At 54.7% G+C, this 16309-nt stretch carries 11 protein-coding genes; 8 read left to right on the forward strand and 3 right to left on the reverse strand.

Translation table 11 applies throughout. The features are described from left to right. The first annotated feature begins 38 nt into the window (after positions 1-38). The 8 genes from HY913_11370 to HY913_11405 all read left to right on the forward strand — a co-directional run bounded on the left by HY913_11370 (position 39) and on the right by HY913_11405 (position 9374). The gene (locus tag HY913_11370) at positions 39-1994 is read left to right on the forward strand and encodes an ATP-dependent DNA helicase (GenBank protein MBI4963866.1); all 1956 of its coding nucleotides are present in this window, start codon (positions 39-41) and stop codon (positions 1992-1994) included. 696 nt (positions 1995-2690) lie between these two features. Continuing rightward, a complete protein-coding gene (locus HY913_11375; GenBank protein ID MBI4963867.1) occupies positions 2691-3851 on the forward strand; it encodes an MlaE family lipid ABC transporter permease subunit in 1161 nt (386 codons plus the stop codon). A 29-nt stretch (positions 3852-3880) separates the two neighbouring features. Continuing rightward, a complete protein-coding gene (locus HY913_11380) occupies positions 3881-4666 on the forward strand; it encodes an ATP-binding cassette domain-containing protein (GenBank protein ID MBI4963868.1) in 786 nt (261 codons plus the stop codon). A 123-nt stretch (positions 4667-4789) separates the two neighbouring features. Beyond that, on the forward strand, positions 4790-5674 hold the full coding sequence (locus HY913_11385; protein MBI4963869.1) for an MCE family protein: 885 nt from the start codon (positions 4790-4792) through the stop codon (positions 5672-5674). A 47-nt stretch (positions 5675-5721) separates the two neighbouring features. Beyond that, positions 5722-6462 (forward strand): membrane integrity-associated transporter subunit PqiC, encoded by a 741-nt coding sequence (locus HY913_11390; GenBank protein ID MBI4963870.1) that lies wholly within the window; start codon positions 5722-5724, stop codon positions 6460-6462. A 496-nt stretch (positions 6463-6958) separates the two neighbouring features. Beyond that, a complete protein-coding gene (locus HY913_11395; protein MBI4963871.1) occupies positions 6959-7312 on the forward strand; it encodes a response regulator in 354 nt (117 codons plus the stop codon). Then, positions 7309-8556 (forward strand): glucose-1-phosphate adenylyltransferase, encoded by a 1248-nt coding sequence (gene glgC, locus HY913_11400; protein ID MBI4963872.1) that lies wholly within the window; start codon positions 7309-7311, stop codon positions 8554-8556. Before HY913_11395 ends, glgC begins: the two co-directional genes overlap by 4 nt. 41 nt (positions 8557-8597) lie before the next feature. Further along, a complete protein-coding gene (locus HY913_11405) occupies positions 8598-9374 on the forward strand; it encodes an alpha/beta fold hydrolase (GenBank protein ID MBI4963873.1) in 777 nt (258 codons plus the stop codon). A 28-nt stretch (positions 9375-9402) separates the two neighbouring features. Here HY913_11405 and HY913_11410 read toward each other — a convergent pair whose 3' ends face one another. From HY913_11410 to mfd, 3 genes are all read right to left on the reverse strand, one after another. Further along, positions 9403-10434, reverse strand: coding sequence for a rod shape-determining protein (locus HY913_11410; GenBank protein ID MBI4963874.1), 1032 nt, complete (start codon positions 10432-10434; stop codon positions 9403-9405). Positions 10435-10519: 85 nt separating this feature from the next. After that, positions 10520-11794, reverse strand: a complete 1275-nt coding sequence (locus HY913_11415; protein MBI4963875.1) for a peptidylprolyl isomerase — start codon at positions 11792-11794, stop codon at positions 10520-10522. A gap of 18 nt (positions 11795-11812) precedes the next feature. After that, positions 11813-15382 (reverse strand): transcription-repair coupling factor, encoded by a 3570-nt coding sequence (gene mfd, locus HY913_11420; protein MBI4963876.1) that lies wholly within the window; start codon positions 15380-15382, stop codon positions 11813-11815. Positions 15383-16309 lie beyond the last annotated feature (927 nt).

Here is a 16309-nt window from a genome sequence, read left to right on the forward strand (position 1 = left end):
CATTGACATCGCAAAGATCAGCGGATAGAGCCTTCTCCATGGACCACGCCAAAAAAATCCGGGCAATCTTGGGACCAAGCGGAATCCTGGCTTCTTCCATGACAGGATACGAACACCGCGAGCAACAGGTGCGAATGGCGATCGAGGTATTCGAGGCCCTTGTTTCAGAGGATCGCCTGGTGATAGAAGCCCCCACCGGGACGGGCAAGACTCTGGCCTATCTGGTTGCGGCTTCGCTTTCCAGAAAAAAGGTCGCCATATCCACGGGAACGAAAAACCTTCAAGAACAGCTCTTCTACAAGGATATCCCATTCGTCCGCGAGAGAATCTTTCCTGAGCTGAAAGCAGCCCTTCTAAAGGGGCGGGGAAATTTCGTTTGCCACGCGAGAATGCGAACATACCTTCGCCAGCCGCACTTGCAGGGGTTTGTCGGCTCCCAGTCAGTGGAGCAGATCCTTAAATGGTATCGAGATACCCGCAAGACAGGGCAAGGGGACCGAGCGGAACTGCACAATCTGCCTGATGACGATCCGGTCTGGATGGAAATCTGTTCCACCTCCGAGAGTTGTCTCGGAAAGGCATGTTCAGACAGGGACGAGTGCTTTGTTCACAAAATGAGATCCAAAGCCGCGGCCGCGGATCTGATGATAGTAAATCACCATCTGTTGGCATCGGACCTCGCGGTCAAGGAGTCCGGCTTCGGCGAGGTAATCCCTCGGTACGAAGCCTTAATTGCGGACGAAGCCCACGGCCTGGAGGACGCGGCCACCCAGCATTTTGGCTTTCACGTCAGCTATCATCGCCTCTCCAGGCTTTTCCGGGACGTGCGCACCGAATTGGGACCGCGAGGCCCCAAATCGGCAAAGTTTCAGACCCTATTGGCAGACGGCGAGGATTTGATCCGCAGGCTTTTCAGAAAATTCCAGGATGTCACTACACCCACCAACGTCTTGAATTTGATAGATGCCGAACTTATCGAGATCCGCGACGCCCTCTGCTCCAACCTGGCGGTTTTCGCGTCCATGGTACCCAACCTCCCCGAGGTCTCAGAGGAATTGGAGGGCCTGACCCACCGAGCGGTGGATTTGCGGGGTGAACTCGAAACCATAATAACGGAACAACCCACAGGCGACTATGCTTGCTGGGTTGAACGGCGGGATCGAAATCCAGTGCTCCACGCGTCTCCGGTGGAGGTGGGAGGAATGTTCAGATCCAGACTTTACGAGAAAGTCCCTTCCATAGCATTTACCTCGGCAACTCTCTCTTCCGGAGGTACCTTCGACTACTTCAAATCGCGCCTGGGTCTCGATGGAGACCCCCAACCCTCGGAGACCATTCTGGATTCGCCGTTCGATTTTGCTGCTCAGACCATGCTCTATATTCCTCGTTCGATCCCGGAGCCCAATGCTCCGGGATTCACTGACGCGCTGGCGGGTATTCTCCAGGAGGTGCTGGCGGCTACGCACGGGAGGGCCTTTGTCCTCTTTACGTCCTACCGGAACATGGAAATCGTCTATGGAAAGCTTGAAGGCGTTGTTCCGTTTCCGTTGCTGCTTCAGGGCTCCAGACCCAAGGGCAAGCTTCTGAGCGAGTTCAGGGAGCGCAAAGGAGCTGTGCTGTTTGCCACGTCATCCTTCTGGGAGGGGGTGGACGTTCAAGGAGAAGCCCTGTCCTGTGTCATAATAGATAGGCTCCCGTTCTCTCCGCCGAACGACCCGATAGTGGCGGCCAGGACCGAAAGGATACGCCGGCAAGGTGGCGACCCGTTTTACTCCTTTCAGGTTCCGATGGCCGTCTTGGCGCTCAAGCAAGGCCTTGGCAGGTTGATCCGGACCCGTTCCGACCGGGGGGTCCTGTGCATACTTGATATTCGTATCCTCACCAAGCCTTATGGCCGGGTCTTTCGAGCCAGCCTTCACGACAGTCCCTTGAGTCGAGACCATCAGGCCATCGACGAGTTTTTCTCCACGGATCATAGCGATTGTCAGAATTAGCGTCCGGTTGCACACGGTACGGCATCTGACGGTTGACAAAAACCGACGGAACAATTGCGAGGGCGCAAGCCCAAAGCAATCGCCAAACATGGGCGGTATGGGGGACTTCTTCGTCTTTTCACATTTATAGTGATTCTCAAAAGTTTTTTCCGAATGGAGTCGCACTGCTGGACAAGCCAGCAGTGGCACCCCAATTCAATCCGTGATTACTTTCGAGAACCGGTATATAGCAGTTGCCATATTTCTTGTCCGATTTGCAGGCACTCCATTCCGTCATTCCTGCGAAGGCAGGAATCCAGTCCCGCGTCTCGCGGGATTTCCTGGGTTCCCGCCTTCGCGGGAACGACAGGCGTCAAAGCGGTCCGACAAAGTAGGCTCTTTCGATACGTTATGAAAACCGGACTGAACCTCTCATGGCCAAACGGACATTACTCTTGGCAACCGGTATAGACTCCCTGGAAGGCCCATCCGCGGCCCTTTCAAGAAATCTTAGATTTTGCAACTGCTTCTGGAGAGTTGCAGGTTGCTTGACGTTTGTATTTGCGATACAAGGGGCTCAAAGGAGATTTGGCCAATTCACGGCGGCGCGACGAACCCCCCGGAGGCTATGTGCGGCGACTGATTGACAGGTTGAGACCCCGAAGTAAAGGCCATGGAGGAGCCAATGCGCTCGCCGGCGCCGGGACAGGAGAGGCTTTGTCTGGTGAACATGCCGGCTCGCAGGACTTCGCGATCAAGGTCGATGAGAAAACCTTCGATCGGCTCTATTTGAGGCTCTCCGGAAAAATTTCCATGCAAAATGCAGAACTGGTGCGGGAAGAGCTTGTCGCACAGGTAAGATCTCAACCACTCAAGAACGTGGTCATAGACCTTGGGGCTGTAGAGTATTTCGACAGCGCGGGCGCGGCAGTTTTGATGGAGGTTCAGAGCGTTTGCAGACAATTGGACAATTCTCTAAAGCTCGAGCACGTTCCGAAGCGGATTCAGACCTTTCTTGATCTCATCGGATTTGAGGAATACCAAACCGCAAGCATCCTGGGGCCTCGGCCCGCTCCAAGCCTTTTGACCCAAATTGGCGATGGGGCTCTAAAATTTTATAACAACGCGGTGGATATCCTCACGTTCATTGGGGCCGCGGTGGTGGCATCGGCCCAGGACCTGGCTCGGCCAAGACAGGTTAAGTGGGATCCCCTATGGAAACTGATAGAGCGGAGCGGCTCCGACGCGATTCCAATTGTAACCATTCTGAACTTCCTACAGGGCGCGATTCTGGCGTTCCAGGCCGCGATTCAGCTCCGCAAGTTCGGCGCCAACATCTTTGTGGCCGATCTCGTAAGTGTTTCCATTTGCCTGGAAATGGGGCCGCTTTTGACGGCCCTTATTGTCTCCGGCCGCTCGGGAGCTGCTTATGCGGCTCAAATCGGCACCATGCAAGTCAACGAGGAAATCGATGCGCTGCGCATAATGGCGATCGATCCCATTCGTTACCTCGTGGTCCCGAGGATCATAGCTGTGGCTTTTGTCCTCCCGTGCCTTACACTTTTCGCGGACCTGGTGGGCGTCGTGGGGGGCTGCATCGTGGCGGTTGTGTCTCTGGACCTGACTCCACTGAGTTATTTCAACCAGGTACACAAAATTCTGGAAGTCAGCGACGTGGTGAAAGGATTGGTGAAGAGCTTTACGTTCGGCATCGAGATAGCGATGATTGGCTGCCTCAGGGGATTTCAAGTCCGGGGAGGGGCTGAGAATGTGGGCCGGGCTACCACATCGGCCGTAGTGACCTGCATTTTTCTTTTGACGGTCACTGATGCTTTCTTTGCTGCCTTGTTCCACTATCTTCCAGGAGTTCCGTGGTGATGGTTATGTACGCGGCAGACGTCACCCCAATGGCTAATGAAGCACAACCACCCACAGGTGGGGCCTCGCCGGTCATATCAGTGAGGAACCTCACAGCCGGATACGGTGACCAAAACATCATCGAGGATGTCTCCTTCGATGTGGAGTCCGGCGAAATTCTGGCCATTATCGGCAGGTCCGGCTGCGGCAAAACCACATTGTTCAAGGCCATGATCGGGCTCTTGGAACCAACGAGTGGCTATGTCGCGGTCGAAGGGGATAAAGTAATCCCGGTCGCGCAAGGGGGGGCCGAGCGGGTGCTGAGAAAAATCGGAGTATTGTTTCAGTCGGGCGCTCTGTTCACTTCGATGAGTCTGGCGGAAAACGTGGCCCTTCCGCTTCGGCAGTACACGGAACTGCCGGAAAGAATCATCGAACAACTCGTCGTTCTCAAGCTCGCTGAAGTAGGACTGGCCGGATCTGAGAGGTTACTTCCGTCGGAACTGAGCGGCGGGATGCAAAAGAGAGGCGCATTGGCCAGGGCCATGGCGCTTGATCCAAAGATCCTGTTCTTCGACGAACCGTCCGCGGGCCTGGACCCGGTAACCAGCGCGGGGCTCGATCGAACTATTCTGCGGATTAATGAGAGCCTGGGCGCCACCATAGTCATAGTCACTCATGAGATTGCCAGTGTTCTTAACGTGGCGCGGCGCGTGATCATGCTGGACGCCGAAGAAAAAACCGTCATTGCCGAAGGAATCCCGGCCGAACTCAAGGAGCATTCGACCGATCCACGGGTACAGGGGTTCTTTAATCGTTCACCCGAAGGGGAATAGTAGAAACGCGATCTACAAACAGGATCGCGGGCCCCAAATCCGGAAAACCGGAAGGCGTGTCAACCTGGACTTCGAGTTCCCTTGCGGGCGAAGGCGCTTTTCCTTTAGGTCGCGGAGAAAAACATGTTCAGCCAAGTGGATAAATTCAAGATCGGTCTCTTTGTGGTGGCGAGCGTGGTCTTGGGGACCGGGATAGTCATCTGGCTGGGAGCCTCGCGATACTTCGAGGATTCCAAGATGGCGGTCGCCTACTTCACTGAGAGCGTTCAGGGTTTGGAAGCGGACAGCACGGTCAAATTCAGAGGCGTTCCCGTAGGCAGGGTGCGAGGTATCCGCATGGCGCCCGACGGCAGGTTGATAGAAGTTGTAATGAGTTTAAGCCGCAATTTTCAAGTCACGGAAGACCTGGGAGTGAAAATGAATCTTCTGGGGTTGACGGGCCTGAAGTATATCGAAATGGACACCTTCCGGCCCGAACAAAGGAAAGAGGCCCTGACCCTGGACTTTCAGCCTCGTTATCCTGTCATTGCCACCTATCCCTCGGATATCCGCGAAATCGGGACCGCGTTGGAAAAGCTCTTCCAAAAGGTGAATGCCGTGGATGTGGAAGCGATGTCCGGCCACATGCTCCGGGTGGCCTCCAAGCTTGACAAGATACTTTCCGATCCCAAAGTGGATACGGTGGGCACCGACACGGCGGATGCGTTGCGCGAAATCAAGGAAGCCGCCAGAAAAGTCCATGACGAATTGACCCGCGCGCAGCCCTCGAGAAACTTTACCCGGACAATGGAGAAGGCTTCCGACTTCTTCCAGGAGAGCACTCAGACGGCCAGGAGCGCGGACCGGCTTATCCGCAGGCAGGATAACAACCTCAATCTCTTGAGCCAAAAACTTGATCGAAGTGCGGACAACCTTATCGACTTTACGCGGACCATAAAGCTCAAACCTTCCAGCATCCTTCCCAGTTTTTTTGGGGGGGCCGAGGAGAAGGCGGCTCCAAAGCGCTGATGCGAGCTGCCACACGCGGGATGAATTTCTGATTAAGGAACTGTTGCTTGAATTCCTTGCACGTAGCGATGATCTTCGGGCTGGTCGTGCTCGCCGGCGGGTGTAGTCTTAAGTCCCGCGAAGCCATCATCTATCATGCTTTTGAATATCCCCCCCCGTCCAAAGAGTCCGGCGTAACCATTCCTGAAACGTTGATGGTGTATCGCTTCCTCCTCGATCCGGCTGTGGACATTTACTCCCTCGTACTGGCCAATTCAAAGGGAGCGGAGGAATCGATGTCGCTTCACCGCTGGAAAGACAATCCCGCGGACATGATCACCGAACTTGTTCTGCGCGATATTGAAAGCTCCGGCCTTTTTGAGAAGGTGGTAGACCAGACAAGCAACGCCCGTTATCGGTACGCGCTTGAAGGCACCGTACGGCGGCTTCAAGGGGCTGCAAGGGACGGCAAGGTCTTTGCCACGCTCGAAGCGGAAGCGACTTTGACGGATTTTGATCCCCCGCGGGCAGGGCAGAAGGCTTTAATGACTCAATCCTATAAGATGGAGACGACCAGCGGGGATGCAACCGCGGGCGCGGTAGTTCGTGCGCTTAATTTGGCTGTGCAAGAGTTTTCCTCGAGGCTCCGTGCGGACATAAAAACAGCAATGGAAATGGAAGCCCCCAAGATCAAGCAACGCATGCGACGGAAGGCGGACTTGTGGATGCCCGGTGCCGATTCGCAATTTCAGGGAACATGGAAGCCAAGGAGCGCGGACCTGCTCTTGCAGGCAAGGACGGAAAAGTGATAGTCGCCCCGCCTAATTGAGGGATTACTCAGAGGGTAACCCCCAGTTACGGGTGGGGAGGGCAGCCTGCCAACAGGGCCAGAAAACAAGTAGCGCCGGCGTCCCTGCCGGCCATTGCTAAAGTCACTTCTTTGAAGGCGGATCGGTATAATTGAGGGATTACTCAGGGGAAATGCGGGGCTTTGTCTCTGCCCATAATTTAGATATAATAGCCCCTCGCTAACGAAACGGTCGAACGCGGGGCGGCTGTTGGCGGTAAGCCTTTAATACCGTTTCACTTTAGTCATAATAAGGCAAGCGGCGGACCTACGGAGCGAAGTCAGGCTCGCTCCAGGCGTGGTGTTCTCAGTGGGGAGGCCTTTTGCCGGCACGCGAAGTCATTTATTTCATCGCGAATCGGTATAGGAACGAAGCCCGAAGAAATGTTGCCCGGGGCCCGGACCGCCGACGCGTGTCATTTTTTCATCAGCATACAATTTAACCCCAGAGGGAAACGATGAAACATATCCTTGTGGTTGATGATGAGAAGCATATCTGCGAGCTGTACAGGAGCGAACTCGAAGACGAAGGATATCACGTTACCCTGGCCAATTCCGGTACAGAGGCCCTGACCGCGGTAGAGAAGAATCCTCCCGACCTGATAGTGCTGGACATTCAGATGCCGGGGATGGACGGCATCGAGACGCTGGAAAAGCTACTTGGCCGGGACAAGGGGATCCCGGTCATCTTGAATACCGCATACAGCCACTACAAAGAGGATTTCACCACATGGGGCGCGGACGCCTACGTGGTCAAATCATCGGATACGTCCAAACTCAAACAGGAAATTAAAAGGTTGCTGGGGGAATGAGCACCACAAAGGAAATGAAGGATACTCTCTGCATCCTGATGGCCGGAGGGAAGGGGGAGCGCCTCTATCCACTGACCAAGGCCCGGGCAAAGCCGTCTGTACGCTTCGGAGGCATTTACAGGATAGTGGACTTTACGCTTTCTAATTGCCTGAACTCGGATATTCGCAACATCTACGTCCTGACCCAGTACCGCTCGCTGTCCCTTGACCGCCATATCAGATTGGGGTGGAGCGTCTTCAATCATGAGCTGGGGGAATTTATAGAGTGCGTGCCGCCTCAGCAACGAAACGTGGATCGTTGGTATCGCGGGACCGCTGACAGCATTTACCAGAATGTCTACCTCCTCCAGCGTGAAAGGCCCAAGCGAGTGCTGATCCTTTCGGGTGATCATGTGTACAAGATGGATTACAACCACATGCTGTCGGATCACTTGGAAAAAAACGCCGAACTCACCGTGGCGGGAGTGGAAGTTGGCCGGTTGGAGGCGCGGGCTTTCGGGGTTATCGGAAGCGACGATCAGTTTCGGATTATAGACTGGGAAGAAAAGCCGGCGGATCCCAAACACGTCCCGGGCAAGACGGACAAAGCGTTTGCCTCGATGGGTGTTTACATTTTCAATACGGACGCCCTGGTGAAGGCGGTGATCGGTGATGCCAAGAATGCCTCATCGAACCATGATTTCGGCAAGGACGTGGTTCCTGCCATGATCGCGAACAAGAACAGGGTTTACGTGCACAATTTCAAAGAGGCGAACAACGAAGAGGGACGTTACTGGCGGGACATCGGAACTCTGGACGCGTACTGGGAAGCCAACATGGATCTCTGTTCGGTCACGCCGCAATGCAATCTCTATGATGACAAGTGGCCGATACGCACGTATCAACAGCAGGTCCCTCCGGCAAAAACCGTGTCAGGTCTCGGCGACGATGGCGAACACCTCCAAAGCGGCGTGGCTCTGAACTCAGTCATATCCGGTGGATGTGTGATCTCGGGGGGTACGGTTACCGAGTCGGTGCTGTCCCACAATGTTTTCGTGGGTAACGGCAGTGTGGTGGAGAAATCAGTGCTCCTGGATGGGGTCCAAGTAGGCCGCGGGGCTAAAATCCGAAAGGCCATCATTGACCAGGAGGTTGCCGTCCCTGACGGATTCGTGATCGGATATGATCCTGACCAGGACCAAAAGCGTTTTTCTATTTCGCCGGGTGGTGTTGTCATGGTGCCCGGAGGCATCAGCCTGAAGTGATTCCTTGACAGGTTTTTTGCACGAAAATAGGGGAGGTTGTTATGCCCGATGTAACTATACGAGGGCGTCGGCTGGCATACGAAGTCAGGCCGTCGAATTACGACAAGTCGGCCCTGGCTGTGGTATTCATTCACGGTTCCGGCGGCGATCGTGAGGACTGGCGAGGGCAACTGGACGGGCTGTCGGAATGTGCGACCATCATCGCGCTTGAGCTTCCGGGTCACGGGTCTTCTGAACCGCCTGGAGAGAGTACCGTGCCCGCGTACGCGCAATGGGTGCTCGATTTCATCGCGGCTATGGGATTGGAAAAAGTCGTATTAGTGGGCTGTTCGCTTGGAAGCGCAATCACACAGTGGATAGCTCTCTCGCCACCGCCTTGGCTTTCCGCGATCGGTCTTGTCGGCGCGGGAGCAAGGCTCAAGGTGCATCCGGCCATTCTCGACGGCCTGCTACAGGACGAGGAAAAGGCTATGGCGGTAATGGCGGACTTTACCCTGTCACCGTCAGCCAACAAGGCGCTGCGTGAGCGGCTCGGGGAAAAGTTTCACAAGACTTCCGCAAAGCTGATCCATGCCGATCTGAGCGCGTGTAATGAATTTGACGTAATGGAAAGAGTCGGAGGGATTTCGTTGCCTACCTGGATCTTGGTGGGAGAGGATGATCGCCTTACTCCCGTCAAGTATTCAAGGTTCCTTCATGACGCGATAAACGGATCGAGGCTGGCTGTGATTCCCGGGGCGGGGCATATGGCAATGCTGGAAAAGCCTGATGTATTCAATATGCTTCTGGCCGACTTCCTTGGCGAGCTAAAGAAATGAGGCTCCGGACGGACTGGTCCGTGCCGACTCAAGTATAGGTGATTTCTCTCAAGAGATCGATATCGTCGAGCATCTTCCCCGCTCCTCGGGCCACGGTAGACAAAGGATCGTCGGGCACGACCACCGGTACCCCTATCTCCTGGCGGACGCGCATATCCATGTTCTTCAGGAGCGCTCCACCACCGGTAAGCACGATCCCGGTGTCGATTATGTCGGCTGCAAGCTCGGGGGGGCACTGCTCCATTGCCTGTTTTACCAAGTCCACCATCGAGTTCACCGAATCCATGATCGCCTGAGTCACATCCGTAGAAGTGATCGTTATGGTCTTGGGAATGCCGTCCATCAGATCTCGGCCCTTGACGTCAACCTCTTCCACTTCGTCATCAAGAAAAGCTCGGCCGACAAGAATCTTAATCTGTTCCGCAGTAGAAGGCCCAATTAATATGCTGAAGTTCTTCCTGATATAATTGAGGATGTCCGTGTCCAGCTTGTCTCCGGCTATCTTGCTGGAGTTGCTGTAAACAACCCCGGTGAGCGAAATTATTGCTACTTCCGTGGTCCCGCCGCCTATGTCTACGATCATGTTGCTCAACGGTTCGGTGACGGGGAGTCCGGCGCCCATGGCAGCGGCCATAGCTTCTTCTACAACGAAAACCTCGTGAGCCCCCGCGCTGAGCGTGGAGTCCCTCACAGCCCGCCGTTCCACCGGAGTTACTCCCGAAGGCACGGTAATAATTACCCGAGGTTTAACAAAAGCCTTACGATTGTGAACCTTTTGGATAAAAAACTTCAGCATGAGGCTGGCCATCTCAAAATTGGCGATGACGCCTTCCCTGAGCGGGCGGAAAACCTCGATCGACTGAGGAACACGGCCGATCATTTTCTTGGCTTCCTCCCCGATCCAGATCTCTGAGGTTCTCCTATCCCTCTTACGAACCGCTACAACCGACGGTTCGTTGAGGACTATGCCTTTCCCTCGAGCGTAAACCAAGGTGTTGGCCGTGCCCAAGTCTATAGCAAGATCCTTTGATATACGAGAGGCTATGAAATCGAGAAGCATCGGTTGCCTTGCGGACAGTGGTCGTCATGAAGGGCTGACGTTTCAGGGGGCAGCTTGAAACAAAACGCCGAACTCCCGAGCCGGTTCAGAGCTTGACCTCTATTATGGAGTTCTTCTTAAGTTCTTCCACCCATTCCTTCATTCGGCCCTGTATCTTATCGTTTCTCAATATAGAGATCACTTTTTTTCGTACCTTGAGATACTCTTTTTCTTCCGCGGGTGTGAGAATTCCCGAGGGCATTTTGGGCCTGTCGGCTTCGCTCGAAGGGGCATCCATTTCTCCAGGGTTTTCTTCCCTGGGGTTGCCTTTGGCGCTTTTCGTGGCTCTCTCTTTCAACTCGGCCTCGCGCTTCTTTTTCGCCTCAAACCACTGCTTCTCCATTGCCTCCCGTTCTTTTTTCGGAATGGGAATCGTCTTGGTGGTTCTGTTCTTGGCATCGGCCAAATAGAGCATCATGAGTCCTTCACCACCCATGAGCGGAGGAGTAATGGCGCCGGGCTTCATGCGCTGGACCACTTTTTGGATTTGGGGTACCAGGTCTTTGTACTCCATGTATCCCAGGTCCCCGCCTTTCTTGGCCAGAGGTTCCTGAGAGTATTTTTGGGCGAGTTTCCCAAAATCGGCGCCGGTCATAGCTTGCTTGTAAATCTCTCTCGCCGTGTTCTGCAGTTTCTGAAGGTCCTGTTTCTTCCCGCCCCTCGGCATCTTCAACACTATGCGTTGAAGTCTAAGCGTTCCGCCTGTGTAAATCTCTTCCTCAGTGGGGATGTCCGGCTTGTCCTGTTGCCCCTGCTGAGCGGGGCCGGCCTGTGGTTCGAGAAGTTTTTGAAATTCCTCATCAATCTTGTCTTTGTTCTTTTTAAAGTATTGCTGCGCGTCTTCCTCGCTCATCGGGACCTTCTGGACGACTTCGCTGCTGATCAGCCTGGTAAGTTTGACCTGGCGTTTGAGCATGTTGCGATAGTCATCGTACGTGATGCCGTTGCCGGCGAGGAACAGCAAGAACTGATCCTGCGTGAGATTGTTTCGTTTTTTGATCGAATCAATGGACGCGTCTACACCTTTCTCGTCGACATTGATTCCCTTCTTTGCCGCCTCCTGTTCAAGAAGACGTACCACGATGAGTTCGTCGAGGATCTCCTTCTCGGTGGGCCATTTCCCGGGAGGGACGATTCCGAGGGGGAGGCGTAGAGCATTCCGCATAAATGGTTGTTTTTGCTTCTTCAAGTCCGACTCAAGGATGACATCGTTGTTTACCACCGCGACTATCCTGTCGCTGTAAGCGGCTGCATAGAGACTGTTGGTCAACCCGGTCGTCATGAGCAAGAAAACGAAAAGGCATGATATTTTGACGTTCATGTTGCCTTCTCTCCTTTTCTAGCGAAGAGAAACATTCCCCGGCAAGGCCGAGCCACCCGAATGAACCAACTTTTGGAGGCTTGCCAGGAGTTGGAAGCAGTTGTCTATTCGGGGCTGTGCGCCAACGTCTCCGATACGGTAGGCAAGTCGATCACCGGGGAGCAGTCTTACCCCGCGATCCTGTTGAGCCCATGCCACCAAGGCCGCCGGATTCACAGGAGTTTCAACATCGAAGACGAGAATCAGATCCTGACCGTTGTAATCCAGCTTCAGGACCCTCACTTCCTTCATAGCCAATCTGACCCTCATGATTTGGATTAGTTGGGAGACTTCCCTAAGGGGCTTGCCGTAGAGGTCGAAGATCTCAGCCTCGATCTCGTCGATCTCGGAACCCTGAGAAGCCCTGGAGAGCCTCTTGTACAGGTTCATCCGCTGCTGCGTATCGGGAACGTAATCCTCAGGAATGATGGCCTCCAGTTTGAGGTGGATTTCCGGGTCTATTCGTGGCGGCGGCGCGTCCCCTTTTATCTCCTGGACCGCTTGCTCCAGCAGATCGAGGTACATTTCATAGCCTACCTGCGCCACATGCCCTGACTGCGAGGTCCCGAGAATATTGCCCGCGCCGCGGATCTCCATGTCCCTCATAGCTATTCTGAAGCCCTGCCCCAAGTTGGAATATTCCTGTATCACAGCCAAGCGCTTAACTGCATCCGGAGTCATCAGGGTCTCGGGGGGGGTGAGCAGGTAAGCGTACGCCCGCATGTGAGATCGGCCGACGCGACCGCGCAGCTGATACAGGTCCGCCAGTCCGAAGGTGTCCGCGCGCTCGATTATAATAGTGTTGGCCCTTGGAATGTCCAGGCCGGATTCGATTATGCTCGTGCAAACTAACACGTTGATCTTGCCGGAAACGAACTCCAACATCACCCGTTCCAGGTCCCGGTCCATCATCTGCCCGTGAGCGACTCCGAAACGGCCCTCGGGGACCAGCCTCTGAAGTCCCGCCGCCCGCCGATAAATAGTTTCCACTCTATTATGGAGATAAAAAGCCTGGCCCCCCCGGTTGAGTTCCCTGAGCAACGCCTCGCGGATAACCTCGTCGGATTGCTTCATTACATGGGTTCGTATGGACTGCCGATTTGTCGGCGGCGTTTCGATAACGGACAGGTCACGAATCCCCGTTAGAGACAGATGGAGGGTCCTGGGAATAGGCGTGGCCGTCAAAGTGAGGACATCCACGTGAGCTTTGTACTTTTTGATCTTCTCCTTGTGGACAACCCCAAAACGCTGTTCTTCATCCACAACGAGCAGCCCGAGGTCTCGGAACACCACGTCCTTCTGCAAGAGTCGATGCGTGCCCACGATCAAATCGACTTTTCCCTCTTTCAGGTTTTTGACAACGTCCTTTTGAGCCACGGCCGTACGAAATCTGGACAACACCTCCACTACAATGGGCCACCCGCTGAAACGTCGGTTGAATGTATCATAATGCTGTTGAGCGAGAACCGTGGTGGGGACCAGTACGGCCACTTGTTTGCCATCCATGATTGCCCTGAACGCCGCTCGAATCGCAACCTCGGTCTTGCCGTATCCCACATCGCCGCAAACCAGCCGATCCATGGGCACGTCTGAATCCAGAGATTCCATGACATCCTGGATAGCTCTGAACTGGTCGGGCGTCTCCTCAAATTCGAATGACGCTTCCAAGGCTGCGAAGTGTTCGTCCGGCATCGAATAAGGGGACCGTTTGCTCACGGACCGGTTCGCGTAAATATTGAGCAACTCCTTTGCCATCTCCCTTATGGATTGCTTCACCTTGGCTTTGGTTTTCGCCCAACCCTTGCCTCCCAGCCGGTCTATTCGCGGCGGCTCCTCGGCACCCGAGACATACTTCTGAATGACCTGCAAGCGATCCACAGGGTGGTACAGTATGTCCCCTCCGGAATACTCAATGACCATGACCTCGCCTGCAACGCCGTCGAATTCCTTGCGGAGCAATCCTCGGAAAATTCCGATTCCGTAGTCTTCATGCACCACGGCTTCGCCTTCCACCAGGTCGGTTAACGAAGCAATAAACGAGCCCCTGGCGTGCTTACGGGGAGGAGTCCTGACCCTGGCGCCGAAGATCTCTTCCTCGGTCACCACGATGCGGCCTAGAGGCTGCATTCGGAACCCTGCCGAGAGGGGCCCGGCATGAAGCCGAATTCCAGGGGTGGGGTCTTGGATGAGGTTGGATGCCTCGAAGCCGCCTCTGAAATCCACGTTTAACGGATACGGCTCCAGAAGCTTGAGGAGCCTGTGAGCCTGTCCTTGAGTATGGCTGACGAGAAAGACCTCATTCCCTTCTTCCCGCCATTCATTCAGACGCTTAACAAGTCTGGCCATTCCCGTGTCGTACGCCCTTGCTCTCAGGAGGTCGGATCGAAGGTCAGTGTTGGCATGACATGGTACGCGGACCGCGGTCAAGCCCTTGTCTTCAAGCTCCAGTGGTGACAATGTCACTGTTCTGAATTGTCCGGCCTTTAAGACGAAATCTTCTCGTGACACGTACAAATTCTCGGAATGCGGGACCGGCAACCCTTCCGCGGCAGCGGATTCCCACCCTCGAAAGATCTCTTCCTGGAGGTCTTCAAACGCGCGGCCAAGGGTGTCGGCATCCGGCAGTACCAAGGTGGCGTCTCGCGGAAGATAATCCAACACCGATTCCATTCTTGGGAAGAAATAAGGCAAATAGAACTCCGCGCCGGGGAATCGAAGGCGATTCTTCAAATCGTCCATGAGCCTTTGACGAACGCGTTTTTCTACCCCGTGTTCCTCGCAAGCCGTCAGCAATTCCGCTAAACCTTGTGTCAGGTGCGCCTCGTCAGGAATAAACATGTGGATCGGACAGACCTGAATCTCGCGCAGGTTTTGGCGAGACCTTTGATTGGTCGGGTCAAAGAAACGGATTGACTCTATCCGGTCGCCTGTCTGCTCGATACGCACCGGAAAGGGGTACAGCGGTGGATACAGGTCTATAATGAAACCTCGTACCGAAAAATCGCCTGTATCTTCCACAAGCGGAGCGCGGGAGTACCCGGCGGCAACGAGTCTCTCCAGCAGTCTGTCCCTATCCAAATCCTGCCCGACGGCTATTGAAAAGCTTGTTCGCTGAATGGCATTTCGAGGCAAGACCTTCCTTATGAGAGCGTCAAGACCTATGCAGATGACCTTGGGGGGTGTCCCTTCCGCAAGGCGGAACAGTGTAGTCATGCGCCCGGTCCACACGTCCGTTTCGAAGCCGCCCGCGGAGTAGGGCAGAACCTCGGAGGACGGATAAAACAGGACCCGATCTTCGAGAGGACTGCCGGTAGTCTCTTCTTCACCCAGGTAGAAACGCACATCCTCCGAGAAAACCGACGCGGCCTCACCGTCCGGTAAAACAACCACCATGGATCGCGCGCCGTTGGCGATTGCGGCAGAAACCACAAAGGATGGGGCGGAGCCTTGAAGGCCGTAAATTCCTCCATTCTCGGTAGCCTGAGCAAGAATCCCGACAGCCTGTTCAAATGGTGTGGAAGATCTATATGTTAGAGGAGAAGGATTCATTAAGCCGTAGTTTCTTCCCATGCCGAATAGCTAGAGCAAGCCTATCACACCCCCCATAACATGAAAAGAGACTAGCCCCACGCGCGGGTGCTGACCGCCACAAAATGTCCGGCCCCCTGCAACGCCACCGGGCTTCCTCTAAAGCGATTTGCGGTCACGAAAATAGGTTATCTCTCACGTCTACAGGGTAGAATGAACGATCAAATAGGGTCTGGACTCATACCAACTTCCATGGCGCAAAGCGCCACAGCGAAGCATTATAGCGATTGCCAGAATTTCTGTCCCTTTCCTGTGACATTCAGCACTGAGGATCATACTTTGGGTGCCACTGCTGGCTTGCCCAGCAGTGCGGTCCTTTCTGGATTCCGGCTTCCGCCGGAATGACGAAATCTGGTCCTTGAAAATGGGCTAAGATTTTTGGCAACTACTATAAAACGCCGGAACCGCCGCCATCTCGCCGGTCGCCTTCGGGGCGGTTTCATAGGAATGAGCGATCAAACAGATGATATTAGCATGGGCCGGCAGGGAGAAACTGTCTCAAAACTTATCCAATTGGCGGAATTGTGTTAGGGGGCCGGCAATTGTCCCTCTTGGGTGGCCCGGACGCCACGCGTCCGGGTCGCGAAGCGACAAGAGGTGTATTTTCTGCGCGCCGTTCCAGCAGCAGCGTCAAAACAATCCCGTATTCATGAGCTGGCCCCTCCTGTTCCTTCGGAACCCGGTGGCAGTGGCCTCCGGGCCACCCAGCGCAGCACGATTTCTCCGCGCCGAGGGATTCTGAGACAGTTTCAGATGCCGGTCCTACTGGAGTCGCCTGCGCAGAACTTTCAATTTTCCGCGTACCTGACCGGTGACAAACACGCGCAGGATTGCGTTGACTTGGACCCTGTAATGGGCTATCCATAAACGGTTAACCGCTGGAGGTCA

Origin of the sequence: Desulfomonile tiedjei, assembly GCA_016212925.1 — a bacterium.
Classification (GTDB): Bacteria; Desulfobacterota; Desulfomonilia; order Desulfomonilales; family Desulfomonilaceae; genus JACRDF01.